Here is a 24,574-nt window from a genome sequence, read left to right as displayed (position 1 = left end):
TATGGCAACGAAGCAGCTCGCGATCCGCGAGACCACGATCCCGGGCCTGCTGCTGCTCGACCTGCCGGTACACGGCGATAACCGCGGCTGGTTCAAGGAGAACTGGCAGCGCGAGAAGATGTTGGCGCTGGGCCTGCCTGACTTTGGGCCGGTGCAGAACAACATCTCGTTTAACGACAAGGCCGGGGCGACACGCGGGATCCACGCTGAGCCCTGGGACAAGTACGTTTCGGTGGCGACCGGGCGCATCTTTGGTGCCTGGGTCGATCTGCGCGAGGGTCCGACGTTCGGTCAGGTGTTCACCACTGAACTCGACGCGTCAACCGCAATCTTCGTGCCGCGCGGGGTTGGTAACTCGTATCAGACCCTCGCCGACGACACGGCCTACGTCTACCTGGTCAACGCGCACTGGAGCGCTGAGGCGCAGGGCGAATACTGCTTCTTAAACCTTGCGGATCCCACTGCGGCGATCGAGTGGCCGATTCCGCTGGATCAGGCCGAGCGTTCCGAGAAAGATCTGAACCACCCTGTGCTGGCCGATGTCACCCCGATGAAGCCAAAGCGCACGCTGGTGCTGGGAGCCGGTGGGCAGCTTGGGCTCGCGCTGCGCACTGCGCTGCCCGAGGCGGACTTCGCTGATCGCGCGCGCATTGACTTGAGCAATGCTGCATCTCTGGCGAGCGTTCGCTGGGCCGACTATGACACCGTTATCAACGCTGCCGCCTACACAAAGGTCGACGAGGCCGAAACAGCCACGGGTCGCGCCGAGTGCTGGGCCGCGAACGTAACGGGGGTCGCCGAGCTAGCGCGCATCGCCACTGATCATGGCCTGACCCTCGTGCACGTTTCGAGCGATTACGTTTTTGATGGTTCACAGTCTGAGTTTGGTGAGGCCGACCCGGTTTCACCACTCGGGGTCTACGGGCAGACGAAGGCCGCGGGCGACGCGTTGGTGGCTACTGCGCCGCGACACTACATCGTGCGTACCAGTTGGGTGATCGGTGAGGGTAACAACTTCGTGCGCACGATGGCGTCGCTTGCCCAACGGGGTATCGATCCGAGTGTGGTCGACGATCAGGTCGGCCGCCTCAGCTTCACGGAAGACGTTGCGGCGGGAATCCGGCATTTGCTCGACACCCGGCCTGCCTTTGGCCTGTACAACTTGACAAACGAGGGCGATCCGATGTCGTGGGCCGATATCGCCCGTCTGGTGTTTGTGGGGGTCGGTCAGGATCCTGACCGCATCACGGGTGTAAGCACCGAAGTGTACTTCGAGGGCAAGCAGGCGGCCCCGCGCCCCTGAACAGCACGCTGTCGCTCACCAAAATCGAGTCAACGGGTTTCACCCCCGCGACGCCTGCGACGCCCTGCATGCGTACCTGGCGGCAAGTTAGCGGGGGTCGTCCGAGTTTTCTGGACGCGAAGCGCCAAGCTCCAGCTCACGCACGCGATCCTCTAGGGCAGCAGTGTGCTCGGCGAGTGTTCTTGTGCGCTCCTCAAAGCGGGTGAGTTCTCCCGACTGCTGCATGAGCACCAGGAATAAAACGAGGATGCCGAGGAAGAACACGAGGTTGACCGGCACCTCAATGCCGAGTGCCTTCGCCGTGCCCTCAAGCAGATTCGGGAAGACAGCCACAACAAGCCCGATGCCTCCGGCGATCAGCCACCAGAGTGTGTGACGCTCGCGCAGGCGGCCTCGGCGCAGCAGCTCGATCACAACAACAAGCACCAGCAGGGCGGAAGCGATCCCGAGAATGTAACTTGCGGGGTCATGATTCCACTCCTGTCTTTGGCCGCGGGCGCAGAAAAGCGATAGCCAGGGCAAAAAACGCGCGACCGAGGTAGATGGCCGATTTCAGTGGATTGTGTGAGGGAGTGCCGCCAGCACGCTCCCGCATGGTAACCCCGAGCTGAGCGAAACGCAGGCCCGCGCGGTGACCGATAACAAGCGCCTCAATCGTGTCGCCGAGGTACTCTGCCGGGTATTCCCGAGCGAAAATGCTGATTGCGCGTGGTCCGTGGGCTTTGAACCCGGAAGTCGTGTCACTGAGCTTGACGTGCAACGCTCGGCTCAAGACACCGGAGAGGAAGCGCATTGCCCATTTCCTTGGTCCGCGAACCTCATAGTTGTCACCCTCGGTAAATCTGGCCCCAACAACAACGTCAGCGCCGTCAACGCCGTTGGATCCCTCCGAGGCGTCGAGTAGCGCTACCAGGGCGGGCACGTCTGCAGGGTTGTGCTGGCCGTCTGAGTCAAGCTGCACGGCAACCGGAAAGCCATTCGCTTCCGCGTAACGGAACCCCAGACGCATGGCCCCGCCCACACCGAGGTTGAACGGAAGCTCAAGAACCCTTGCCCCGGCTTCGCGAGCGCGCTCTGTCGTCGCGTCGGCTGATCCGTCGTTCACTACGAGTACCGTTGCACCAGGAAGCGTCTCTCGAACCTCGCGCACAACACTCGCAATCACCTCTTGCTCGTTGAAGGCGGGCATCACAATGAGCACGCGTTCAAGAGGGAAAGCCATGCCGGTCATTCTATCCACAGCTCAGCGCGTAAAGATGTAACGCGACAGCGTGCCGATCGCAGCGCTATCTCTGCTGAGCAGAGCGGAAGGCAGTTTTGTGACTGCGTTGAGGCGGGAAGTGATCCGGTTCTGCGCGGAGCGCGCGGCGCGCGGCCAGCCTTTGCTGCGCAGCCGAGGCACAGCGGAGCGGTAGAAGGCCTGCTCTTCGTCGAAGCGTGTTCCGTCTTTGGCGGTGTAGGAGGAAGCGCTGGCCGCGTGGCGGCGATACTCGAACACCACCTCGGGCAGCAGAGCAAGCCTCCCGTCTTCAAGAAGAATATCGCTCTTGATGACCAGGTCGAGTGTGATCTCAAAATCCTTCGAAAAGCGGTGCTTCTCGAGCACATCACGCCGCCAGCAGATCGCCGGAAAATACGACCAGTCGCCACGAAGCAGGGTCATCATCACGTATTCGCCAGAGAATAGTGCTCCTCCGGCGGAAACGCTCGGCCGCACCCAGGTTTTTACTCGGTCAACGAGCGGGTAAGAGGCCGCGCCGTTTTCATCAATAATGCGTACACCAGGCTGCACAAACTCGGGATTGTCGAAGCGCTCGATCGCGGCGCGCACAGTGCCAATGTAGTCCGGCAGCATGCGATCATCGCAGCCCATGATGGTCACGTAGTCTGCAGTTGCCAGGTCAACCGAGCGGTTGAAGGAGCCGCTCACCCCCAGGTTCTGCGGGTTGCGCTCGAACACGATGCGGGGATCCTCGAGCGAGGTGACCCACGGCTCAGCATCCCATTTGGGGTAGCAATCGTCGAGCACTACCATTCGCCAGTCTGGATCACGTTGGGCGAGCACACTGAGCACAGCTTCTTTGAGCTGGTCGGGGTCGCCATAGTAGGGCATGAGAATGTCGATGGTCACGCCGAAGTCGCTCCGTCTCCTGAGATAATGTGTCGTGGTCGCGCGCTCATCATCTTAAGGGGTCTCATTTGACAAACACCGCCACGAACGCGCGATCCGGATTAGCGCTTGTGCTCACCGGCACGGTTGTCTCGGCAGCCAGCAGCTTTATTGTGCTGCTGATAGTGGCCCCGGCGCTTGGGCCAGCTGACTACGCGAAATTCTCCGTGTACTGGAGCGCGCTGTTTATGGTGGTGGCAATCCTGTTCGGGGTGCAGCAGGAATCAACCCGTGGGGTGGCTGCGGCTCAGGGCACGGTGACGGGCAGCACCACATCAGCGCGCCACCACAAAACCTCGGTGCTTCGCTTCGCCCTACTGATCGCTGCCGCTCTGCTCGTTCTGGTCGGTGCGACGAGTCCGCTCTGGAGCGAGGCTCTGTTCGGATCCGGCACCGCTACCTGGGGGTGCCTCTCGCGATCGCGGTGTCTGCGTATGCGCTCGTCGCAGCGACGAACGGGATCCTCGCGGGCACTGGCCAGTGGGCCGCATTCGCTCTGCTCGCCGTGATTGACGGTGTACTGCGTCTTGTGCTCGTCGGGCTGGCGCTTGGCCTCGATCTCGGTGGCACGGCACTCGCCTGGGCGGTCGCGATCCCCTTCCCGGTCTCACTCGCGATCGTGTTTTTTGTCAAGGCGCGCACCATTCGCGCCAACACACTCGTCGCCGGTACAGCGGGCGGGCTCGCCGCAAACATGTCGCGCACGCTCACCGCATCAATCGCGGCGGCGATCCTGATCAACGGCTTCCCGGTATTCATATCGCTCTTCGGGCGAACGGACGAGGATACCCTCGGAGCCATTATTCTGGCGGTGACCCTCACTCGTGCCCCGATCCTGGTGCCGATCAATGCGTTGCAGAGCATGCTGATCGCTCGTCTGAGCGGAGCCACGGCGGGACGAAATCGCCTGCTCGCGCTTGTTCTCGCGGTGATCACGGTGCTGACCATGTTCGTTGCCGGGGTGGTGTGGCTCTGGGGCGGCCCGCTGCTCGCGGCCTTCTTCGGAGAGGGCTTTGTGCTCTCTGCTTCGACACTGGCAGGGCTTGTTGCAGCCGCGGGTTGCCTCGGCGTGCTGACAGCCACGGGAGCCGCCGCACTCGCACTTAAGCGTCACAGTTTCTTCGCAGCCGGCTGGGTCGTTGCCGCGGTGTTTGCCCTGGCCGCACTCGCGTTTCTGCCAGCCTCTCTCGAGACGCGCATCGTGCTTGGTCTTGTGGTCGGCCCGCTACTCGGCGCCGTCGTTCACCTTGCGGCGCTGCGAACTCGCGATCCAGAGCAGCAGGGCGGCGAGTAGCGCAAACGCGAGCGTTCCTGTGCCCCACACCATCATGGGTGACGGACCGACTCGCCACCACCACTCGGCAGCACCGTTGAGATCCAACTCGCCGGGTGCGACGTAGCGACGCATGTTGCAGAAGAGTGCGACCGAGTTCGCGACCGTCAATAACCCCGCTGCAACCCCAGCCTGAACGAGGCTAAATGTCGGCTGCCTGAACACAGGCGCTCCGCTGACAACACTTCCGCGATCACGCGTCGGCATCAGCGCAACAATCACAAACATGATGAGGAGTGGCATGATGTAACGCGGTTGCACCTGCCAGCCAACGGTCACACCGTTCTGCACGAGCAACAGCATCGGAATAGCGACCGTCGCGAGCCCAACTCCCACGAGCGCGATGGTCTTGCGCCAGTCGGATCGGGCGAGAGCCACAAACAGCACACCTGCCAATACCGCTGTCGTCGAGAACCACACAAGACCGGGCATCGGCGTATCGAGCCAGCCAAGACCCGAATACGGACTGCCGTCGAAATTCTGACCAACGATTCCGAAGAACAACTCGGGCAGATCGAAGAGGTTGATCGCGATAAGCGCACGTTTCGGAATCTCAGCCGCATCGTTCAGTGCCATACCTCCGCTGAGGGCCGATCCCGTTTGATTTGCGCTCAAGAAGGCAAAAGCAGCAAACACCATCAAAGCAAGGGGCAGGATCGCACGCACGAAGAACGCCCGGGACTTCTCGAAGGTGAGCACCAGCGCTGCGAGCACCGCAATCGCTGTGTAGGCGGCGGCGTCACCGCGGGCCCGAGCCCGAGTAGCGCTGCAAACACGGCGTATCCACCAAGCGCCCAAGAGCGCCAACCGGTGGTGCTCATGTACCCAATAAGCGAGGGAAGCAACAGCACAGCCGACGAGATTGCCCACCCACTCGGGTTGATGGATGGGATGAGGAACATGCCAAACGGCACAAACGTGGCGATGATGCCACCAACATAGGCAAGGCGGTTCTCGCGTGGCAGCAGCGCCCACAGCCCCACCGCTAGTGCGGAGAAGAGTAGCGCCTGAGCGAAGCGGATAAACAAGGTCGAGATAACCATGTTGTCACCGGCAAACAACGAGGTCCAGAAGTAGTAACCCGAGGGTAGAGGCCGTCACCGTTCACACGATCCGAGTCGGTGAGACCAAATTCGCCGTCCAAAAAGTTCTTGCCCTGGCAAGCAGCGCTCACGTCGGGCTCGTGTGCGTAACAGATTGCCCGCTCGATGTTGTCGGGCACCATGCGGGAATCAGCGGTGCTGCCGGGGCCACACAGTCCCTCGCGTTCGCCGCTGCCGCACCAAATACTGGCCAGGTGGAAGTCTTCGTCGGGACTTGCGCCGACAGGTGAAGCGAGTGCCCAGGCCCCAAAGGCGAGCACCATGAGCAAAACGGCGAGCAAACCAATCAAGATCGGACGTTTTGAGCGAACTTCCAGGGCCTTGGGGCTGTTTCAGTCACCGCAACACTAGTTTCAGACACCGACATTATGCGATCACCTCCAGGCGATCTCGCTGTAGCTTTCTCATCAGGAAGAAAACCAGCACGGCAAAGGCGAGCGAGCCTACAAACCACACGGTCATGGGTTGCGGCGCTGCTTGCCACCACCAATCCGCATTATTGAGATTAAAGTTGCCGGGCGACACGTAGCGCCGCATGTTAATGAAGAGCGCCACCGAGTTCGCAACGCTCAGCAGCAACACCACGATCCAGAACTGGATCTGTGTGAACTTAGGCAGCCGATCCAACACAACCGTTCCCTGCGGGCTCGGCGAGAGCGCCACTGCCGCGAACAGAACGAGCAGCGGCATCACATAGCGCGGCTGAACCTGGAACCCGATCGGCACGTGACCCTGGAAAAGGATGTAGAGCGGGATCGCAGCTGCGGCGAGCGCAACTCCGGTGAGCGCGATTGCGCGGCGCGGCTCAAAACGTCGGAACGCAAGAAAGATCACGCCAGCAAACACGAAAGTCGTCAGTGCCCACACGGAGGCCGGGAGAGGCGTGTCGAGCCAGCCGAGACCGGCGTAGTCGCTCGAATCGAAGTTTTGGCCAAGTACCCCAGCGTAAAGCTCGGGGAGCGCGAAGATGTTCTCTGCCAGCATTTTTCCGGGCGAGATCGAGTCAAAGCCCTTCTGTGTCATGCCCTCGAGCGCAAGACCGGTCTGCCCGGCGGTGACAAACGTGACGACCGCCGCGATTGAAATCGCAACGGGCAGGATCGCGCGCAACGCGTACTCGCGGCTGCGTTTGAACGTGATCACGAGCGCTGCAAGTACGGCCACCACAGCGTAGGCGGCGCTGTCGCCGCGAGCGCCGAGGCCAAGCAACCCGGCCAGCACCGCGAGCGCGCCCAAGGCCCTGCTACGCCAACCCGTGGTCGTGAGGTAACCCACGAGGGTCGGAAACAGCAGCGCCCCCGACGCGATTGCCCACCCGCTCGGGTTGACGGAGGGAATAAGAAACATGCCGAGCGGCACGAAGGTAATCGCGATCGCCCCGAGCAGTGACGGTCGGTTTGCCCGTGGCAGCAGCAGCGCTGTCGCAGCGACCAGGCCGCTAAACAGCAGCGCCTGAGTGAACCGAAGCGCCATTGTTGACACGACCAGGTTGTCACTGGCAAAGAATGACGACCAGAAGTAGTACCCCGTGGGGTACTGGCCGTTGGAGTTTACGCGGCGGGAGTCGACCAGTTGAAAGCCGCTATCTTGGAAGTTTTCGCCCTGGCACGCGGCGCTCTTTTCATCGTTGTGCGCGTAGCAGATTGATTGTTTGATCTTGTCGGGAATGGCGCGGTTATCTGCGACTGAGCCCTCACCGCAGAGCCCTCACGTTCGCCACTACCGCACCAGATGCTCGCGAGGTGAAAGTCTTCGTCGGGAGTCGCTCCGATAGGAGACGACAGTGCCCACGCGCCAAACGTTACGAGTGTGGCGAGCAGAATGCCGATAACGGCGAGCGTGCGCTTGGGCGTGAACATGCTGCGGGCGGCTCCAAAAGGTTGGGACGTGTGCTCGGTTTGTGGGTACGCGAGGTCACACAAGATTCTAGGTGCTATTACTCTGGCGCGGGATCAGGCTGGAGGGTTCGCGGGGCGAGTGTCAAGCCGCAGACAACCACCGCGAGGGAGCCGCCAATTCCTCCCAGCACGAATCCGGCTACCGCGCCCCACTGCCCCATGGTCGGTGCCGCTAGAAGCATCACCAGAATGCCGAGGATCGTGGCGACCAACCAGATGCGAGCGTAGAGGCCCTGCCTGCCGGTTGCGACAAGATACGCTGAAGGTGCAGCCATCAGTGACATCATACCGACCACAACGAGCATCACTTGCATGCTTGCCAAGCCATCATTGTACTCTCCTTGGAAGAACGTATCCAAGATCCAAGGTGAAAGCCATATCAATAGTCCAAAGACTGCAACGAAGCCGACGAGAGAGACCAGAAACACGTGCAGTTGCGAGCGTCGCATGGAGCTAATGGGTCCACCCAGCATTCGAGCGAAATGGGGGACAAGTACTTGATTAACTGATTGTGCTAAGAGGTTTGCAGGGGTTGCAAGAGATAATCCGGCTGCAAAGAGACCTGCCACTGTCGGAGTGTCGAAAGCACGCACAAATAGCATCGTTACAGGAAGTAGTCCGCCAGTTGCGATCATCGCTAACGTAGAGTCTCTCGTGAAAAGGAGCACTTCACGGCGCATCGCGGAGGTTCTAACACGGCCACCCTTCGGCCAACTTACGAGAGTAAAGACCAAGTATGAGATCGTTAGTGGTAACAGTGTCGCCCAGTGCCAACCAGCGAACAACACCAGGACGAGTATGGTGATTGCTATAAACGAAGTGATCGTATCAATTACGGTTGCTCGAATGATCCGATCTTCTCCCAGAAGGACGCCACGCACGAACACGTACCCGGAGTAACTTATAACAAGCGCTACTGTTCCGAAAACTTCTGACAAGTCGCTACCGAGAAAATATGTGACTGGTGCTGTGAGTACCGCCAGAATCAAGACAGCTATTATGAAGCTGCGTTTTAGTACGGCTATTGCGGTTTCTGACAACTTGAGATCCGGAATGAATCGGGAGGCCGCAACACCTGCTGCAGCTGGCCAGAAGAGCGAAGCAAATACTGAGAGAGAGAGCAGAGCACTAATCTCGCCAAGGCTTTCCTTGCTTGCAATATTGCCGATTATCAGCGTATACGCGAAACGCGCAAGCCCCTGCACGCCCATCCCGATAGTTGAGATGACGGTTCGCGAGAGCACACCACCTCCTGCACTGCTCACTGGCTTACCAGCTCAGCGAACTCGGCGCGATAGCTCTGCGCTACCCTCTCAGGGCTGTACATTTTTTCTGCTCTCTTCCGGGCTGACTGGCTCAGGGCTCGACGCTCGGCGTCACTCATTCGCGCATAGTTGAGCATTGCGGCGGCGAGCGCGACGCGATCCCCCGCTGGCACAGCGAAGCGCGGGTCATCAACGAACTGGCGGCAGTTGCCGATGTCACTCGTGATGACGGGTACACCGTTGCCCGCTGCCTCGGCCCCTACAAGCGGAGAGGTTTCACCGTAGAGGCTTGAGATAACGAGAGCCGAAGAGCGCGCCAGTACCTCGTTGGGGTGAGAGGTGGGTCCGTCGAGCGTGATCCTGCCCGCCGCCGCAAGCTCGCTTGCACCCGACTCGCGCAGTACGTTCACCATGCGCGGATCGTCGGGAACGACCCCGGTCCGTAGGCCCGTAACCTCCAGTCGGGTATGTGCTCGGCTATGTCGGCAAAAGCGCCGAAGAGCACGTTGTGCCCCTTGACCGGGTGGTTGCGGGCGAGGGAAAGAAAGCTGCGGGCCGCGGGATCAAAGGTTGCGGCGGGTGGGATCTCGGCACCGTTCAAGATGGGGGTGCGCACGTTCTTCATGCGCAACGCGCGAATAAACTGCGCCATGTCGTCACTGTCGCTTGACGGAATCACAGCGTCGAACCGGAAGGAAAGCGCACCGACTGCTCGCGCGATGAGTTTGGTGAGCGGATGATCGCCCGGGCCAAATCCGTGCGTGTGCACGGTCGTCGTGCGCGGTGCTCTTGTGCTAGCGAGAGCCGTCACGAGATCGGCGTGAAAGAGGTGCGATGACACGATATCTGGTTCAAAGTCGCGAATCTGCGCGTTGAGTCCGCGCACCATGCGGAAGATGTCTCGCGAGGTGGGAGGGGTGTCGAGGTAAACGACCCTGTCAAAGGCTGCGTCAAGCTCGTCGCTCAGTGTGCCCCGCTGCATCAGTACCACGAGGCAGCTTTCGTCTCGCGGGTCAGCGTGCCTGCCGAGCAGTGCAAGCAGGCGCTCTGCACCGCCAATATCGGCGTCGGTGCAGACATACATGATGCGCACGGGGTCCTCCTGTGTTGGAACAGTCGCTCATCACCCTAGTATCGAATGACAGGATCAACACTCAGCAAGTCGGCAACTCAACAATTCAGCAAGGCAAGGTGAAAATTTCGTGCGCATCGCTTTTGTCGTCAACAACTATCCTCCGCGTACCGGGGGAGTTGAACTGCACGTGCGCTCACTCGCCACGGAGCTGACCCGAATGGGACACGAGGTACTTGTCGTGACGCTCGGCACGGAGCCGGGCTGGTCTCACGTCAACGGGGTCGAGATTCTTACCCTGCCAGAACACTTTCGGGTCGCAGACATTCTGGGGTTCCCCTCGCTGGGCACGCGCAGGCAGCTCACCGGGCTGCTGCGGCAGCGCGAAATTGACGTTGTTTCGGTGCACACCCGGTTCTTTCCGATGAGCTACGTCGGCATGCGTGCAGCGCGTGCCGCTGGGCTGCCGCTCATTCACACAGAGCACGGCAGCGATCACGTTGCGAGCGATTCGGCGGTTATTCGCTTCGCGAGTCGTCTTGTGGACTTCACCCTCGGACGCAGGGTGCTGCGCAGCGCCGACCGGGTACTCGGGGTCTCAGAGAATGTGACGGCCTTCATCCACAGGCTCGCCGACGTCGACGGCGAGGTGTTTTACAACGCGGTTGATGCGGTTTCTGTGACGGACGCAGCCGGTTCAGGATCATCCGCTCGCCAGGCTCACCTCGTGTTTGTCGGCAGGCTTGTCGCAGGAAAGGGCTGGCGGGAGTTTCTTGAGGTGGTCGCAGCAATCCGCCCCGTTCATCCTGAACTTACAGCAGAAGTGCTGGGTGATGGAGCCGACATGGCGTCGCTGCGTGCGCTTGCCGCTTCGCTGGGGGTGGAGGACATCGTGTCGGTGCGCGGCCGCGTGTCCCAGAGCGAGGTGCGTGAGGCCTTGCAAGGTGCAACACTCGTAAACCCAACAACACTCTCAGAGGGGTTTCAGACCACACTCCTTGAGGCAATTGCCGAGGGAGGACGCGTCGTGACCTATTCGGTGCCGGGTGCGGCGACTCTGAAAGAGCAGGGCGCAAACGTTACGATAACTGACGAGAAAAATACCGCGTCACTTGTGGAAGCGGTGACCGCGGTTCTGCGGGATCCTGGCAGCCCGGCCCCCACGAGCTCATTGAAAGCTGGACCTGGCCCGCTCGTGCCCAGCAGTTCGTTGAAGTGTGCGCGGCGGTCGGGGGCACACACGAACTAGACTGAAGTATCCACACCTCTGAATAGCATGAAGGACACACCCATGGCTGCTGTACCGCGCAATGCGGACACCTGGCTCGTCGTGCCCCTTTATAATGAGGCCCAAGTGGTGCGTGAGGTTGTCGAGCGGGCTCGCGAAACCTTCCCCAACATCGTATGCATTGATGACGGCAGCAGCGATGACTCTATCGAGGAAGCACGTGCGGGTGGTGCGTACGTTGTCTGCCACCCCATCAACCTTGGGCAGGGCGCCGCGCTGCAGACGGGCCTCGACTTTGCGGCTGAGCAGCCAGGTGCCGAGTACTTCGTGACGTTCGACTCCGATGGCCAACACCGCACCGAAGACGCCGAGCGCATGGTTGCTCGCCTTCGTAACGAGCCACTCGACATTGTGGTTGGTTCACGTTTTCTCGACGGGCGCACAAAGCCGGGCTTCATGAAGAGGATCGTGCTTAGGGCTGCCGTATGGTTTGAGCGCCTCAGTACCGGGGTCAAGCTCACTGACGCGCACAACGGGCTGCGTGCACTGAACCGCGAAGCGGTAAATAAGATTCAGATCCGCCAAAATCGCATGGCCCACGCGAGTGAGATCGTTGCCCAGATTGGCAAACGACACCTGCGCTATGCAGAAGAACCGGTGCACATCATCTACACTGACTACTCGCGTGCGAAGGGGCAGTCGCTCTGGAACTCCGTCAATATTCTAAGCGAACTGTTCGTGAAGTAGGCCAGTATGGACCAGATCATTATTAAGTCAATTCTCATCGTCGTTTTTGTGCTGTTTGGGATCATGCTGCTCCGCTCGGGTGGATCCGCGCGCACCCAGGCGATCCGCACACTCGCGCTGATGCTCTTTCTTGCCGCGGCCATCGTTGCTGTTATCTTTCCCGGCATCGTCAACGAACTCGCGGTCAGTGTCGGCATCGGTCGAGGTGCGGATCTGCTGCTTTATGCCTTCATCATTGTCTTTATTGGTAACTCACTGCAGGCGGCCCGCAGGCGCAGCGCGCAGGACACGCAGATTACCCAGCTCGCTCGGACACTGGCGCTGCAGCGGCCGCTTGAACCGATGCCGGCTGCGCGAGACTCGAAATCCTCGGCTGAGGATCAGCCGCGGCTTTGAATCACCCGGCGCTACGGGTTACGAATACCCGCCTCCAGCTTGAAGCGATTCCCGCGGGAACCGCTTCGTTGGACGTCTGTTTTGACGGTCGCAGAATCTGGTCCATCGACGTGAGTAGCTCTGAGGTCGCGCAGCTGACTTCCTTGGGTGTTAATTGGCCGACCGCGCTTCAGCCCCACCTCACAGGGCGCGCGCGCGTCACAGTTGTTGATTCGGCAAGCCACATTGAACTGGCCGCGTGTGACGCGCGGTTTGACGAGCAGCCGCACTCAACTCGTGTTGTGGACGAACACGGACGCCAACTCATGGTGAACAAGTGGGGCCGGCTCGGGCGGTCCCTTGAAGCGATGGGGGTCAGCTCCCAGCGCCGCATTCTCGAACAAGCGACAGAGCTTGTCGCTCATCTTGATGACTTTGGGCTGCGACCATTTGTGGTTGGCGGAACGCTGCTCGGTGGTGTGCGCGACGGTAAACTTTTGCCGCACGATGACGACGCCGATATTGCGTACCTTTCGACTCACACCCACCCGGTGGACGTGGCACTCGAGGCTCTCAGAGTCGGGCGCCGCTTGGCCGAGCTGGGGTACCGCGTTCTGCACCACAGCGCGGCTCATATGCAGCTGTCGTTTCAGGGTGTCGCCGATGATTCAGGATCTCCCGCGGATCAGGACTACTACATCGATGTATTCGCCGCCTTCTTCACGCAGGATGGCTGCATCAATCAGCCGTTCCACGTGCGTGCCCCAATGGCCGAGTCTCAGATGCTGCCCTTTAGTTCCGTCGTGATCGACGGCTTCGAGTTTCCGGCCCCGGCAGACGTCGACCACTGGCTCACAATCAACTATGACGAGAACTGGCGCCGTCCGATTCCCGGTTTCAAGATCGTGACGCCGCTTGAGACCAGGCGGCGCTTCGAACGGTGGTTTGGCGGATTCAATTTTCAACGAGAGTACTGGGACGACCGGTTTGCGGAGTCGACGAATGGTGCGAGCGCCGAGGCCGACTCGGAATGGCGGACCGGTCGTGAGTGGTTAGCTTCCCGGGAGCTTGGTTGCTCGACTGTGGTGGATCTCGGCTCGGGGCAGGGAACTCTCACGCGCGAAATCGCAGCCGCGGATCCAGCACGCCGAGTTCTGGGCCTCGACTTTTCTACTGCCGCGTTGCGCCGTGCTGCCGCACTCGAGCTGCCTAATCTTTCCTTTGGGCGACTCAACCTGAATCGGTTGCAATCGATTGCGCTCACCCGCAGATTTGCAATCACCGGTCCGTTTAGCGTCGTTGCGAACCACCTCATTGAAGAGCTGGGTCATGATGCTCGACCAAACGTTTGGCGCATTGCACGCATGGCTCTGCGCAGCGGTGGCGCGGCGTTCCTTACTTTTCACTCTCACCCGGTCGCAGACATCACCACTGATGATCCAAGCGGGTGGCACCTCACTCAAGAAGAGGTGGCGGTCGAGGCCTCTCAATTTGGGCTCGCTGTAGAGTTCAGTAGGCTTTCGGAGGGTTCTGATCGTGATCCGGTCGGAGCTCGGGTGCGCATCGCAGAACCCACAGTCTCAGCGCCGTTGCCGCGATCCACACAACCAGGAGGACCCCATGACTCAGCCTGATTCGCAGTCACCACGAAGCTTCCGCGCGCTGGCTCATCGTTTTGTATTTCACTGGCGTGACGATGCTCGTCGAATGACAGCTATCGAGGCTGAGCTGCAGTCGGCGCGCGCGCACATTGATCGTCTCGAGGCAGAGATCGACGAACTACGAGGAAATAGTCTTCGAATTGTTGAGCTGATTGATGTTGCTGAGCAGCAGCTGGCCCGAAGGCTCTGGACTAACCCGACAGTTTCCTCCCTCCCGAAGGTAAATGGTTTGCAGCGACAGAGTGGTCTGATGGTGTCTCGGCGTCGTCTTGATATTCAGGGTTTGCGTGCGCTTGCGGTTGTGCTGGTCGTGGTATTCCACCTCTTTCCTCGTCTGGTGCCTGGCGGCTATATCGGTGTCGATATTTTCTTTGTGATTAGTGGGTTCCTGATTACTGGGCACCTGTTGCGCGAGGTTGAGACGCAGGGCCGGGTTTGTGTGACGCAGTTTTGGGCCAGACGCGTCCGTCGGTTGTTGCCCGCGTCGCTCCTCGTGTTAGCCGTCTCGATTGTTCTCACGATGACTGTGATGCCCGCGAACACGCGACCTCAAAACTATGGTGACATCGGGTACGCGGCCAGTTACATTCTGAACTGGCGTCTTGCCGCGAACTCGGTCGATTACCTTAACTCGCAGTTTCCGCCAACGCTGGTGCAGCATTACTGGTCGTTGTCGATTGAAGAACAGTTTTATCTGGTGTGGCCAGTGTTGATTGCGATCGTGATTGGGATCGCGGCGCTGGTGCGCAAACCTCAGCGTCGGTTCGTACTTGCCGCCCTTGTGCTCGTGTTGTCGGTTTCATTAGTGTTTTCGATCGTTGAGACGTCTCGGTCGCAGCCCGCCGCCTATTTTGTGACAACAACCAGGGTGTGGGAGTTTGCGTTGGGTGGGCTTGTCGCGATGGTGCCAGCGGCACGTACCACGCCGCTGGTTCGTGGGCTGGTGAGCGTGGTCGCGTTGGCTGTGGTTGCTGTGTGCGCGTTCATGTTTGGGGCGGCGACTTCGTTCCCGGGGGCGATCGCGCTCCTCCCTGTTGTGGCGACGGCGGTGCTGATCTGGTGCGGTGACAGTGACGATCAGAGTTGGGTGTTCGCGCCGCAGCGGCTCACGCATAACCGGGTGGTGCAGTTTCTGGGCGATGCGTCGTACTCGATCTATTTGTGGCATTGGCCGTTGATTCTTGCGGTGACGGCGGTGTTTCCTGCGGCGGGGTGGGGGTGGCGTCGCGCGTTGATTGTGGTGCCTGTGACGGTGGTGCTGGCATGGGTGACGTTGAAGTGCGTGGAAGATCCAATCCGCAAGGCTCCTGGTGTGTTGCGGCGTCGGAGTATGACGTTTGGGTTGATGGCGGTTGTGGTTGCGGCGATTGTTGGTGTCTGTGTGTGGCAGAGTGTCGCGATCCAACAGGACGTCGAAAAACGACAAACCGAACTCGAATCACTCTTTGGAAACACAAAAACCCTTGATCCAGTCGAGCCAAAACTCTGCGTTGGGGCGTACGCGATCCTCAACAAGTGTGACAACCCGTACGCCTACAACCCGCAGCTCATAGACCCCGCATTTGCGCAGGAAGACAAACCGTGGCGATGGATTAACGACAAGACTGTCGAGGGGCAATGCACGAAGGAAACCGTTGGCTCCCTGCCTGAGCGATCCTGCTATTTCCCCGGTAAGGGCAAACAGATCTTGGTTATCGGGGACTCCCACGCAGATCAACTCATGGAGCCCCTCAGTCGGGTGGCCGAGCAGGAAGGGTGGGGGCTGCGTTTGCAGAGCCGTTCATCCTGTGCGATTTTTACCCTTCCTGTCGAGGACCAGAACGAGGATATTGCTCGGTGCCTGGAGTGGAGTAAACAGCTGCTCGACTCCATTATCGCCGACCCGACAATAGACGTGGTTATTGTGAGCATGCGTATCGAGGGAAACGTCTTGCCAGCCGACCCTGTGCCAGGGCTCTCCAGACTTCGTGATGCTGGGAAACAGGTCATTATTGTGAGGGACACGCCCGAGATCGGGTTCTTCGGACCGAGCGGTGTAAGGCTCACTGGCCCAGAGTGCTTATTAGCTCAAGGCGTGAATGACGACGCGTGCAGTTGGGCTGAGGATCCTCAACCTAGCTGGCTCTTAGCCGGGGCAGACAACCTCGACCTGAGTGTGATAGATACGCACAAAATTCTGTGCTCAGATGGAACCTGTCACACAATTATCGGTGACCTGGTGGTCTACACCGACGACAACCACCTCACAGGAACGTTTGTGAGGTCTCTCGAGGGGTGGCTCGCTAGAGAACTGAAATTGCTCCTAGATTAGGCTCTTAGCGTCTTCGCCCCGAAACGGTTCAGCAAAGGAAACAACAGACTTGCAGCGTGTAGCACACACGAGTGGCCCGTCTCGGCGTCGTCTTGATATTCAGGGTTTGCGTGCCCTTGCGGTTGTGCTGGTGGTGGTGTTTCACCTGTTTCCAGCATGGTTGCCCGGTGGCTATATCGGCGTCGACATCTTTTTTGTGGTGAGTGGCTTTCTTATCACCGGACACCTGCTGCGCGAGCTTGAGACAACGGGGCGAATTCGCGTTACTGAGTTCTGGGCGAGACGCGTGCGGCGGTTGCTGCCGGCATCACTATTGGTGCTTGTGGTAACACTTCTACTGACCATGACGGTGATGCAGACGAACACGCGCCCTCAGAACTATGGCGACATTAGCTATGCGGCCGGTTACATCCTGAACTGGCGTCTCGCGGCGAACTCAGTCGATTACCTCAACTCCGCACTGCCCCCAACGCTTGTGCAGCACTACTGGTCGCTGTCGATCGAGGAGCAGTTTTACCTGGTGTGGCCACTCCTGATACTGCTTGTGGTCGGGATCGCGGCCCTGCTCAAGAAACCGTCGCGTCGGTTTGTGCTCGGTGCACTCATAGCGGTGCTGCTTGCATCTCTCGCTTTTTCGGTTATGGAGACCGCCCGCTCGCAGCCAGCTGCCTACTTTGTGACTACAACCCGCGCTTGGGAGTTCGCGCTGGGCGGGCTGGTGGCCATGATTCCGGCGTGGAGGGGCCCGTCGCTCGTGCGGGGGTTGGTGAGTCTTGCTGCGGTGGCCGCGATTGGGGCGTGTGCGCTGCTCTTTGGTCCAGGTACCGCGTTCCCAGGCGCTATCGCGGTGATCCCGGTTTTGGCGGCGGCCGTCCTGATCTGGAGCGGTGACAGTGAGCGCGGCGGTTGGAGATTCGCTCCGCAACGCCTCACCCATAACCGGGTTATTCAGTTTCTTGGTGACACGTCGTATTCGATCTATTTGTGGCACTGGCCGTTGATCCTCGCGGTGACCGCCGCGATTCCCGAGGCGGGGTGGGGGTGGCGGCGTGCGGCGATCGTGGTGCCGGTTACTGTCCTACTCGCTTGGTTAACACTCCGGTGGGTGGAAGACCCTGTGCGTAGGGCACCGGGACTCCTGAAGCGTCGCAGCGCGACGTTTGTGTTGATGGGTGGGGCGATCGCGGCGATCATTGGCTTTGCCGCGTCACAGATTGTCGCGATTCAGCAGGACGTGGATCAGCGGCGCACCGAGATCGAGTCGCTACTGCGCGGGGACAAGAACGGCGGCGCAACGGGGGTGGGCTTGTGCGTTGGGGCGTATGCGGTGCTGAACAAGTGTCCGGATCCGCATAGATACGATGAAGCCTTGATCGATCCCGCCTTCGCGCAGGAGGACACTCCGTGGAAGTGGTTCCGCTCAGCCGAGAAGGATGGCCACTGCACGGGGCAGGTCGTCAGCACGTGGGTTGAGCGATCTTGCGATTTCCCGGGACTGGGTGCTCAGATCCTCTTGATTGGCGACTCTCACGCCGAACAGTTTGCTACTCCGCTTCAGCATCTAGCGGCTGAGTCAGACTGGGGGCTGCGTGTGGAATCACGTGCATCGTGTGAGATCTTCGACGTGCCTTCAACAATCAGCGATGAGGAGGCCGCGCGCTGTCGTGAGTGGAGCGAGCAACAGCTCAGCGCGATCGAGGCGGACCCCTCGATTGACATCGTCATTGTAAGCGTTCGCGCTGATCTAGTGTCGGGTGAGGCAGATCCTAAACCAGCGCTTTCTCGGTTGCGCGACGCCGGAAAACAGGTAGTTGTTATGAGGGATGCGCCGTCTGTTGGCATCTTTGGTGCGGAGGGGCAGAGTCTGAGCGGGCCCGATTGCCTTATCAGGCAGGGCCCGATTGACGATGCCTGCTCGTGGGGGATGCGCAGGAGGCTGACTGGCTCACCAAGGCGGCAACGGAGCTCAGCCTGAGCGTGCTCGACACCCATCAGATGGTGTGCCCAGAGGGTACCTGCCACATGATTTCAGGTGATCTCGTGATGTACAGAGACGACAACCACCTGAGCGCCATGTACACCAAGTCGTTAAAGGGGTGGTTTGCGCGAGAACTCACCCCTCTCGTCGAACAGTCCGCTACTGACAACCCATAAAGCGGTAGAGCTTCGCGTCGCCCTCCTGGTCCACCAGTTCGAACAGCGGCGACTTGCTGAGCCCCTCGATGCCAGGATAGCGATGGGCTTCTTTGTGCACCTCTCTGGTCCCAAAGTCGAGCACGTAGCGCACGTTGAGGCGATCAACGGCCCCGCACACCGCGGGATTGCTGTCAGCTTGTTTGAGCGAACTCATGATCGTCTCCCGATCCTTGCCCACGTCGTTCATGAGCATGTGCGGGTAAATCACCTGGCGGTCGGCGAACGCAAACGCGAGAGAGGTGCCCGTCCATGGATTTCCAGCGATGACTTCGTCGGCCGCAACCTCATCGGGTAGTCGCTTGATGAGGGCCGCCTCGTCTTCTGAGAGCAAACGAGAGTCTTGTGAGATCGAGTGGATCCAGCGTATGTTCCTAGCGAGCCGATCGTATCCCGCCGTTGTGAGGGTGACAGCCGCGATGACAAGGAGTACAACAACCTCGCCTGCCCAAGATGGGCGTGACCGTTTGGCAAGTGCCTCAACTATCCAGCGCACGGCAAGAACACCCGCGGGGATCACCGCGATCGCGAAGATGGCTGAAAGCCTGGGCGAGTCCCCGTACCAAACCCATGTAGGGAACCGCAGAATCTTTGGACCCGCGCTCGCAGCGAGCACGTACAGAACCGCTGTGATAATCCACATGCCAATCACAGCCCCGCCGATGACATCTTTCCTGCGAATCGCGATGACAAGGCCAAACAGCACAAGCGCCGCAGTCAGCAGGGGGAGGCCGTAGCCCTCTAGAGAGAGCGTTAAGAGTTGCTGAAGGGCCTCAAAGACAGACATACGTGGTTCCCACCAGTTGCCCTGACGAAGAACAATGAGGAGGAGGATGCCGAACGCCACAAAGATGCCAAAACCAATGCTCCGCTGCCGCTTCTGCTTCCGATTAAGTTGAGTCCAGCCGTTTAAGAACGCCGCGGTCGCAACTGCGGTGGCGAGTGCGAGCACACCCATCATTGCGCCCGGGTGGGTGATTGCGACACCAAAGATGATGCCCGCGAGCAGCACAATGTGAGGCCACATCGTCGTAATGCGTCCCTCGCGAGAGGCTCCGAGGAGGTTCATGACGAGCGCAAGTGCAGCGGGCATCAGCGCGAGACCCAAGAAGAAGGGGTACAGCACGCCGTAAACCAGCATGTTGAGGGGGAAAGCTGGTAGGGCTGCGGCAAGAATTCCTGTTGCGATCGTGGCCGCGCGCGAGGAGCCCGCGATTTGGCGCGACAGCAGCAGAATGCCGAGCGGCCAGACGGTTGCCAGCACTGCAACGTTGAACGCGTTGATGGCGACCGGGATGGACGCACCGGTGAACTGCTGAGCTAGCTGGACGAGAGCGTGGTAGGCATCGGGATAAAAACCGCGTTGCCCGTTGGGGGTTGTGAGCAGGGTGATATCGAAGGGTGAAGCGTTGCCGGTGTCGTGGATGAACGCTATGGCGTTGAGGTGGAAGACGTTGTCGAAGGTCTGGGAGATGTTTTCGGGTTTGCCGATTGAGACGGCCGTGATGGTGATGAGCGCAATTGAACAGAAAGCCCAAGCTACGATGGTGGGCCAGGATCGGCCGCTTTCTGAGGTCGCGAAATCGAACCTCGCTCGTAGCGCGAATCTGAACAGGCACACGATGAGGGCACCGAAGATAGCAGCAAACAGTAGGGCTGAGAGCGGGTGCCACGAAATGCCGATGAGTGGAAGCGCGACGGAGGCGACGCTCAGCAGCGTGATCGATACAGCCGGGGCGAGTGCCAACAACCATAACCTGCGCAGCCCAATAAACCAGCCGACCGCCAGTCCGGGAATCAGCAGTATGGCTGCGCTCGCCAAGGCCGTCGGAATTGCTTCGATCCAACTCATGAAGGTCCGTAACTGTTGTCGGTCAAGGCACGGGAAACGTGCTCCCAACCGAGACTAACCGAGTGCAACCGGGTATCTGCTCATAGTGGGCACGCGTCGCCGCTCAGCCGTGAGCGTCTCCACTAAGCTGGCTGTCATGGATCTTTTGGTGGTCGGCTCAGGTTTCTTCGGTCTTACGATTGCGGAGCGTGCCGCAAACGACGGCAAGAAGGTGGTCGTCATTGATCGCCGCCCGCATATCGGTGGCAACGCGTACTCAGCTGCGGAGCCCGAGACCGGCATTGAGGTGCACGTGTACGGAGCACATCTTTTCCATACCTCAAACGAGACCGTGTGGGAGTATGTGAACCGCTTTACTAGCTTCACGAACTACGAGCACAAGGTGTACTCGAACTTTAAGGGCGAGGTCTACCCGCTGCCGATTAACCTCGGCACAATCAACCAGTTCTTCCGTGCGGCCTATGGTCCAGATGAGGCCCGCAAGGTTATTGCGCAGCAGGCTACCGAGTTCGATACAAAGGGTGCCAAGAATCTTGAGGAGAAGGGCATCTCGCTGATCGGGCGCCCGCTCTATGAGGCGTTCATCAAGGACTACACCGAGAAGCAGTGGCAGACCCCGACCACCGAGTTGCCCGCAGAGGTCATTAGCCGTCTCCCGGTGCGCTATAACTACGACAATCACTACTTCAGCGACAAGTACGAGGGTCTCCCGGTTGACGGCTACACGGCGTGGCTTGAGAAGATGGCGGATCACCCGAACATTGAGGTGCGCCTCAACACCGACTTCTTTGACGAGTCGCAGCAGCTCAACAAAAACGCGGTTGTTGGCACCGTTCCGGTCGTGTATACCGGGCCGGTGGATCGTTACTTCGATTACGCCAAGGGTGAGCTTGGCTGGCGAACACTCGACTTCGAACAAGAGGTGCTGCCGACCGGCGACTTCCAGGGCACGAGTGTTATGAACTACGCGGGGTCAGACGTGCCTTACACGCGCATCCACGAGTTCCGTCACTTCCATCCCGAGCGGGAGTACCCGAGCGACAAGACGGTCATTATGCGCGAGTTTTCGCGCTTCGCGACTCGCGAAGATGAGCCGTACTATCCGGTTAACACTCCAGAGGATCGCGAGCGTCTCTTGCAGTACCGCGAACTCGCCGACTCGGAGAATAAGGTGCTCTTTGGTGGTCGCCTCGGCACATACCAGTACCTTGACATGCACATGGCTATCGGATCGGCACTGTCCATGTATAACAATAAGCTGAGTGAGCTGCTCTAAAGCTCTCAATTCGGTCGCAACACACCCTGAAGCTCGACATTCACTGAACCCCCACATAAGCTTTTCGTTTGGGGTGAGGTTAATGTCATCTTGCGAAAGGTAAATATTGCGAAAAGTAGTCAATTCCGTGGCTGGGTGCGCGTTGGCGCTGTTGCTGGCTCTTAGCGTAGCTCCGGCAAACGCTCTGGATCCCCTCACTCCTGAAGACGGGGTTACAGCCGTCGAAGACCAGACTCAGCCAGACGCAGTCGACGGCTCCGAGAATGCGGATGGCACCAAGGCTGCTGAGAATGAAGATGCTGAGGCTGATGCCACTGGCGGACAGTCGGGGGACACGACCCCTCGGGCTGAAGATACTGACGCCGCAGCCCCGACAAACGAGGGTGATGCGGCTCCAGTGACCGAGGCTCCTGAAACTATCGAGGTTACGGGCACCGTTTACGTCATGCCAGACGAGGCTGCGCCCCAGAACCTTGAGCAGATTGAGGCAGGCGAAGAACCGGTTATCCGTCAGGGTGATGCACTGGTTGCAACCGACCAGGTCGGACTTGTGAAGCTTGATGAGGCGAACTCACAGGGTGTACTCGAGAGCGGAAGTGCGTTCTCCGGTGTCGTGCAGCTTCCTGAAGAATCAGTGGCTGCCCTGCAAGATCGGATCGACGTTGAAGGCGAGCTCTCCTCGACCGAAGTTGCTGAAACCGCAGCTGATGCCGCATACGTTGCAGGTACCTCGCTTGAAACCACCGGTGTGGGCATTGACGCTGAAGCTGCCGCCCCCGCTGCTCTCGCTGCAAAAAGCCACCCGGTAGATATTCGCTACTTCGGAGGCAGCGCCCTTCCTTCGCCGACGCGAGCGCAGCTTGAGTCCCTCGTGAACACTGCATCCACCTACTGGAAGGAGCAGACGGGTGGTCAGATTAGTTCGATGCCGGTTGCCAGCTATAAGTCGCTTGCGCCGAGTACAAGCCGGTGTGACGTCGTAGCTCTTTGGAACCAAGCGATCTTCGACATGGGCTACCGAAATGCAAATACTTACCTGACGAGCGGTCGTCACCTCGTAACGTTTGTGAATGCTGGCTGCGGTGACGCTTACGGTCTGGCGCTTCTGGGCACCCTCCACTCGGGCGGTGTGACCTGGATCGACCTTGGCATGCGCGGCGGTTCAAACGTTCCCGTTTCAGACGCAGAACACGCCGTTGCTCACGAGCTTGGTCACACGCTTGGCCTCGGGCACAGTAATGCACGCCAGTGCACTAGCCCAAGGTTGATGCTGCAGTATCCACCCCCAAGGGTCGCCCAGTGTCGGGATCAGGTTGTGTTGATGCGGAATACGGCGACCACTGGAGCGTCATGGGGATGGCAGCACAGGGGCGCAGCAGTAAACCAGCAGCGCTCACAATCGCTCAGAAAAAGATGCTTGGCATCACCAATGGCTCAATGCTCAAGGAGGTTTCAACTTCGGGCGGTTTGGTCCAGACTTTTACGATCAATGCTGGGAGTGCCACGAGTGGTGTTCGTGGTCTGCGTGTCGCGAGCCCTGCACCCGGCAAAACGTTCTTTGTTGAATACCGCAATGGCACAGGGCAAGACAGCGGAATGCCATGGGCCGACGGTTCCTGGTACGGTGGTGGTGGGTTCTTCGACGGCAGAATGAGCACGGGTGTGCGTGTTCTGAAGGCCGCGGATTCTGGAATATCTGTTGAGGGTAAGACGTCTTCAGTGCTGTCTCGCTGGTCGGGCGGGTATCGCTACCAGGCACTGCGTGTTGGCAACACTCTCATGCCTTACAGCGACACAGTTCGCGTCGTGGTTGAGTCAGCTTCAGGCGCCACCGCGAAGGTTCGTGTTGAATACAAGGGTTTCAAAGACGGTGGCAAATCCGTCTCGACCTCTGTCAAAGAGGGCGGAACCATTGTCGCTGGCAAGACGCTGACGGCGAAGACATCGGGCAAGTGGGCAGTGACCTTCGGCACAGCCCCGACCAAAATCTCTGACCGCTACCAGTGGTATCGCAACGGAAAAGCCATCAAAGGCGCCACTAGTGCAAGCTACAAGACGACCGCCGCTGACATTCGTCAGAAGGTCACAGTGACGGTCAAGCCTTATGCTGCTGGTTGGATCTCGGGTAAGGGAACAACCGCTGCAGCGAAAACAGTTGTGAGCCCACCGTTCATCGACGTGCTCTACGGTCACAAGTTCTACACGGAGATCAGCTGGATGAAGTCATCCGGTACCTCCACTGGCACCCGCACTGCCAAGGGTGCCGTGTATGCGCCAAAGGCAGCTGTGAGCCGTGAGGCCATGGCGGCATTCCTCTATCGCTTGAACGCGCCGAAGAACTACAAGGCACCTGCCAAGTCACCGTTCGTAGACGTGCAGAAGGGACAGCCGTTCTACAAGGAGATCACCTGGATGTACAAGTCCGGACTGTCTACCGGAACCATGCGTGATGGTCAGCGGTTCTATGATCCCAAGGCAGCTGTCAGCCGTGAGGCCATGGCAGCGTTCATGTTCCGTATGCAGAAGCCGAAGGGCTACAAAGCCCCAGCGGCCTCTCCATTTGCAGACGTGCAGAAGGGGCAGAAGTTCTACAAGGAGATCACCTGGATGTATAAGTCCGGTCTCTCCACCGGGACGAAACAGCCCTCGGGTAAACCGCATTACAAACCGAAGGATAGCGTCTCACGCGAAGCTATGGGTGCTTTCCTCTACCGTCTCAAACACTAACCCTGCACAATAGCAGAGGGCTGGGATCCAACCGGATCCCAGCCCTCTGCTATTCTCACC

At 59.5% G+C, this 24,574-nt stretch carries 23 protein-coding genes and 2 pseudogenes; 13 read left to right on the top strand and 12 right to left on the bottom strand.

The features are described from left to right. Nucleotide 1 precedes the first annotated feature (1 nt). Nucleotides 2–1,362, top strand: a pseudogene (locus G7066_RS13250) (sugar nucleotide-binding protein); the annotation flags it as partial. Nucleotides 1,363–1,390: 28 nt separating this feature from the next. Here the strand turns inward: G7066_RS13250 and G7066_RS13245 are convergent. Genes G7066_RS13245 through G7066_RS13235 form a run of 3 tightly spaced genes read right to left on the bottom strand, consistent with a single transcriptional unit; the run spans nucleotide 1,391 to nucleotide 3,434 of the window. Continuing rightward, entirely contained in the window at nucleotides 1,391–1,825 is a 435-nt protein-coding gene (locus G7066_RS13245; RefSeq protein WP_166331537.1) for a DUF2304 domain-containing protein, read from the bottom strand. Further along, entirely contained in the window at nucleotides 1,770–2,525 is a 756-nt protein-coding gene (locus tag G7066_RS13240; protein ID WP_166331536.1) for a glycosyltransferase family 2 protein, read from the bottom strand. The genes G7066_RS13245 and G7066_RS13240 overlap by 56 nt, the downstream gene beginning before the upstream one ends. A gap of 21 nt (nucleotides 2,526–2,546) precedes the next feature. Then, nucleotides 2,547–3,434 (bottom strand): glycosyltransferase family 2 protein, encoded by an 888-nt coding sequence (locus tag G7066_RS13235; protein ID WP_166331535.1) that lies wholly within the window; start codon nucleotides 3,432–3,434, stop codon nucleotides 2,547–2,549. Nucleotides 3,435–3,502: 68 nt separating this feature from the next. On the opposite strand from G7066_RS13235, the gene G7066_RS13230 reads away from it, so the two are divergent. Both G7066_RS13230 and G7066_RS13225 read left to right on the top strand, forming a co-directional pair. Beyond that, complete coding sequence (locus G7066_RS13230) at nucleotides 3,503–3,982, top strand: hypothetical protein (RefSeq protein ID WP_166331534.1); 480 nt, start codon at nucleotides 3,503–3,505, stop codon at nucleotides 3,980–3,982. Then, on the top strand, nucleotides 3,880–4,767 hold the full coding sequence (locus G7066_RS13225) for a hypothetical protein (protein ID WP_166331533.1): 888 nt from the start codon (nucleotides 3,880–3,882) through the stop codon (nucleotides 4,765–4,767). Before G7066_RS13230 ends, G7066_RS13225 begins: the two co-directional genes overlap by 103 nt. Here G7066_RS13225 and G7066_RS13220 read toward each other — a convergent pair. The 8 genes and pseudogenes from G7066_RS13220 to G7066_RS13190 all read right to left on the bottom strand — a co-directional run bounded on the left by G7066_RS13220 (nucleotide 4,699) and on the right by G7066_RS13190 (nucleotide 10,156). Continuing rightward, a complete protein-coding gene (locus G7066_RS13220; protein WP_166331532.1) occupies nucleotides 4,699–5,676 on the bottom strand; it encodes a DUF2142 domain-containing protein in 978 nt (325 codons plus the stop codon). The two genes, G7066_RS13225 and G7066_RS13220, sit on opposite strands and share 69 nt — an antisense overlap. Further along, nucleotides 5,673–5,867 (bottom strand): annotated as a pseudogene (locus G7066_RS17585) (DUF2142 domain-containing protein); the annotation flags it as partial. The pseudogene G7066_RS17585 and the gene G7066_RS13220, both read right to left, overlap by 4 nt. After that, nucleotides 5,792–6,172 (bottom strand): DUF2142 domain-containing protein, encoded by a 381-nt coding sequence (locus tag G7066_RS18005; protein ID WP_425280775.1) that lies wholly within the window; start codon nucleotides 6,170–6,172, stop codon nucleotides 5,792–5,794. The gene G7066_RS18005 and the pseudogene G7066_RS17585, both read right to left, overlap by 76 nt. A 103-nt stretch (nucleotides 6,173–6,275) precedes the next feature. Continuing rightward, the gene (locus G7066_RS13210) at nucleotides 6,276–7,553 is read right to left on the bottom strand and encodes a DUF2142 domain-containing protein (RefSeq protein ID WP_244303412.1); all 1,278 of its coding nucleotides are present in this window, start codon (nucleotides 7,551–7,553) and stop codon (nucleotides 6,276–6,278) included. Continuing rightward, nucleotides 7,460–7,768: a hypothetical protein gene (locus tag G7066_RS13205; RefSeq protein ID WP_166331530.1), complete on the bottom strand. Its 309-nt coding sequence runs from the start codon at nucleotides 7,766–7,768 to the stop codon at nucleotides 7,460–7,462. Before G7066_RS13205 ends, G7066_RS13210 begins: the two co-directional genes overlap by 94 nt. 77 nt (nucleotides 7,769–7,845) lie before the next feature. After that, nucleotides 7,846–9,018 (bottom strand): lipopolysaccharide biosynthesis protein, encoded by a 1,173-nt coding sequence (locus tag G7066_RS13200; protein ID WP_205881457.1) that lies wholly within the window; start codon nucleotides 9,016–9,018, stop codon nucleotides 7,846–7,848. 50 nt (nucleotides 9,019–9,068) lie between these two features. Continuing rightward, on the bottom strand, nucleotides 9,069–9,485 hold the full coding sequence (locus tag G7066_RS13195; protein WP_166331528.1) for a glycosyltransferase: 417 nt from the start codon (nucleotides 9,483–9,485) through the stop codon (nucleotides 9,069–9,071). Next, on the bottom strand, nucleotides 9,479–10,156 hold the full coding sequence (locus G7066_RS13190; RefSeq protein ID WP_244303411.1) for a glycosyltransferase: 678 nt from the start codon (nucleotides 10,154–10,156) through the stop codon (nucleotides 9,479–9,481). Before G7066_RS13190 ends, G7066_RS13195 begins: the two co-directional genes overlap by 7 nt. Before the next feature lie 118 nt (nucleotides 10,157–10,274). Here G7066_RS13190 and G7066_RS13185 point away from each other — a divergent pair, with 118 nt between their 5' ends. From G7066_RS13185 to G7066_RS18000, 7 genes are read left to right on the top strand one after another with little or no spacing between them, the layout of a single operon-like run. Continuing rightward, complete coding sequence (locus G7066_RS13185; protein ID WP_205881456.1) at nucleotides 10,275–11,393, top strand: glycosyltransferase family 4 protein; 1,119 nt, start codon at nucleotides 10,275–10,277, stop codon at nucleotides 11,391–11,393. A gap of 42 nt (nucleotides 11,394–11,435) precedes the next feature. After that, entirely contained in the window at nucleotides 11,436–12,119 is a 684-nt protein-coding gene (locus G7066_RS13180) for a glycosyltransferase family 2 protein (protein WP_205881455.1), read from the top strand. 6 nt (nucleotides 12,120–12,125) lie between these two features. Continuing rightward, nucleotides 12,126–12,515 carry a DUF2304 domain-containing protein gene (locus G7066_RS13175; RefSeq protein WP_166331525.1) on the top strand — a complete coding sequence of 130 codons (390 nt, stop codon included), beginning with the start codon at nucleotides 12,126–12,128 and terminating at the stop codon, nucleotides 12,513–12,515. After that, a complete protein-coding gene (locus G7066_RS13170; RefSeq protein ID WP_166331524.1) occupies nucleotides 12,512–14,128 on the top strand; it encodes a class I SAM-dependent methyltransferase in 1,617 nt (538 codons plus the stop codon). Before G7066_RS13175 ends, G7066_RS13170 begins: the two co-directional genes overlap by 4 nt. Continuing rightward, complete coding sequence (locus G7066_RS13165) at nucleotides 14,115–16,466, top strand: acyltransferase family protein (RefSeq protein ID WP_166331523.1); 2,352 nt, start codon at nucleotides 14,115–14,117, stop codon at nucleotides 16,464–16,466. Before G7066_RS13170 ends, G7066_RS13165 begins: the two co-directional genes overlap by 14 nt. A gap of 49 nt (nucleotides 16,467–16,515) precedes the next feature. Then, entirely contained in the window at nucleotides 16,516–18,441 is a 1,926-nt protein-coding gene (locus G7066_RS13160; protein WP_166331522.1) for an acyltransferase family protein, read from the top strand. 20 nt (nucleotides 18,442–18,461) lie between these two features. Beyond that, on the top strand, nucleotides 18,462–18,620 hold the full coding sequence (locus tag G7066_RS18000; protein ID WP_425280774.1) for a hypothetical protein: 159 nt from the start codon (nucleotides 18,462–18,464) through the stop codon (nucleotides 18,618–18,620). On the opposite strand, the gene G7066_RS13155 is transcribed toward G7066_RS18000, so the two are convergent. Continuing rightward, nucleotides 18,604–20,511: a DUF6541 family protein gene (locus tag G7066_RS13155; RefSeq protein WP_166331521.1), complete on the bottom strand. Its 1,908-nt coding sequence runs from the start codon at nucleotides 20,509–20,511 to the stop codon at nucleotides 18,604–18,606. The two genes, G7066_RS18000 and G7066_RS13155, sit on opposite strands and share 17 nt — an antisense overlap. A gap of 136 nt (nucleotides 20,512–20,647) precedes the next feature. On the opposite strand from G7066_RS13155, the gene glf reads away from it, so the two are divergent. From glf to G7066_RS13140, 3 genes are all read left to right on the top strand, one after another. Further along, nucleotides 20,648–21,787, top strand: coding sequence for a UDP-galactopyranose mutase (glf, locus tag G7066_RS13150; RefSeq protein ID WP_166331520.1), 1,140 nt, complete (start codon nucleotides 20,648–20,650; stop codon nucleotides 21,785–21,787). Between the two features lie 106 nt (nucleotides 21,788–21,893). Then, a complete protein-coding gene (locus G7066_RS13145) occupies nucleotides 21,894–23,441 on the top strand; it encodes a M12 family metallo-peptidase (protein WP_166331519.1) in 1,548 nt (515 codons plus the stop codon). Beyond that, nucleotides 23,384–24,514, top strand: a complete 1,131-nt coding sequence (locus G7066_RS13140) for an S-layer homology domain-containing protein (RefSeq protein WP_166331518.1) — start codon at nucleotides 23,384–23,386, stop codon at nucleotides 24,512–24,514. Before G7066_RS13145 ends, G7066_RS13140 begins: the two co-directional genes overlap by 58 nt. The last annotated feature ends 60 nt before the right edge of the window (nucleotides 24,515–24,574 follow it).

This window comes from Leucobacter coleopterorum (assembly GCF_011382985.1).
Classification (GTDB): domain Bacteria; phylum Actinomycetota; class Actinomycetes; order Actinomycetales; family Microbacteriaceae; genus Leucobacter; species Leucobacter coleopterorum.
This window is presented reverse-complemented; position numbering and strand designations above follow the sequence as displayed.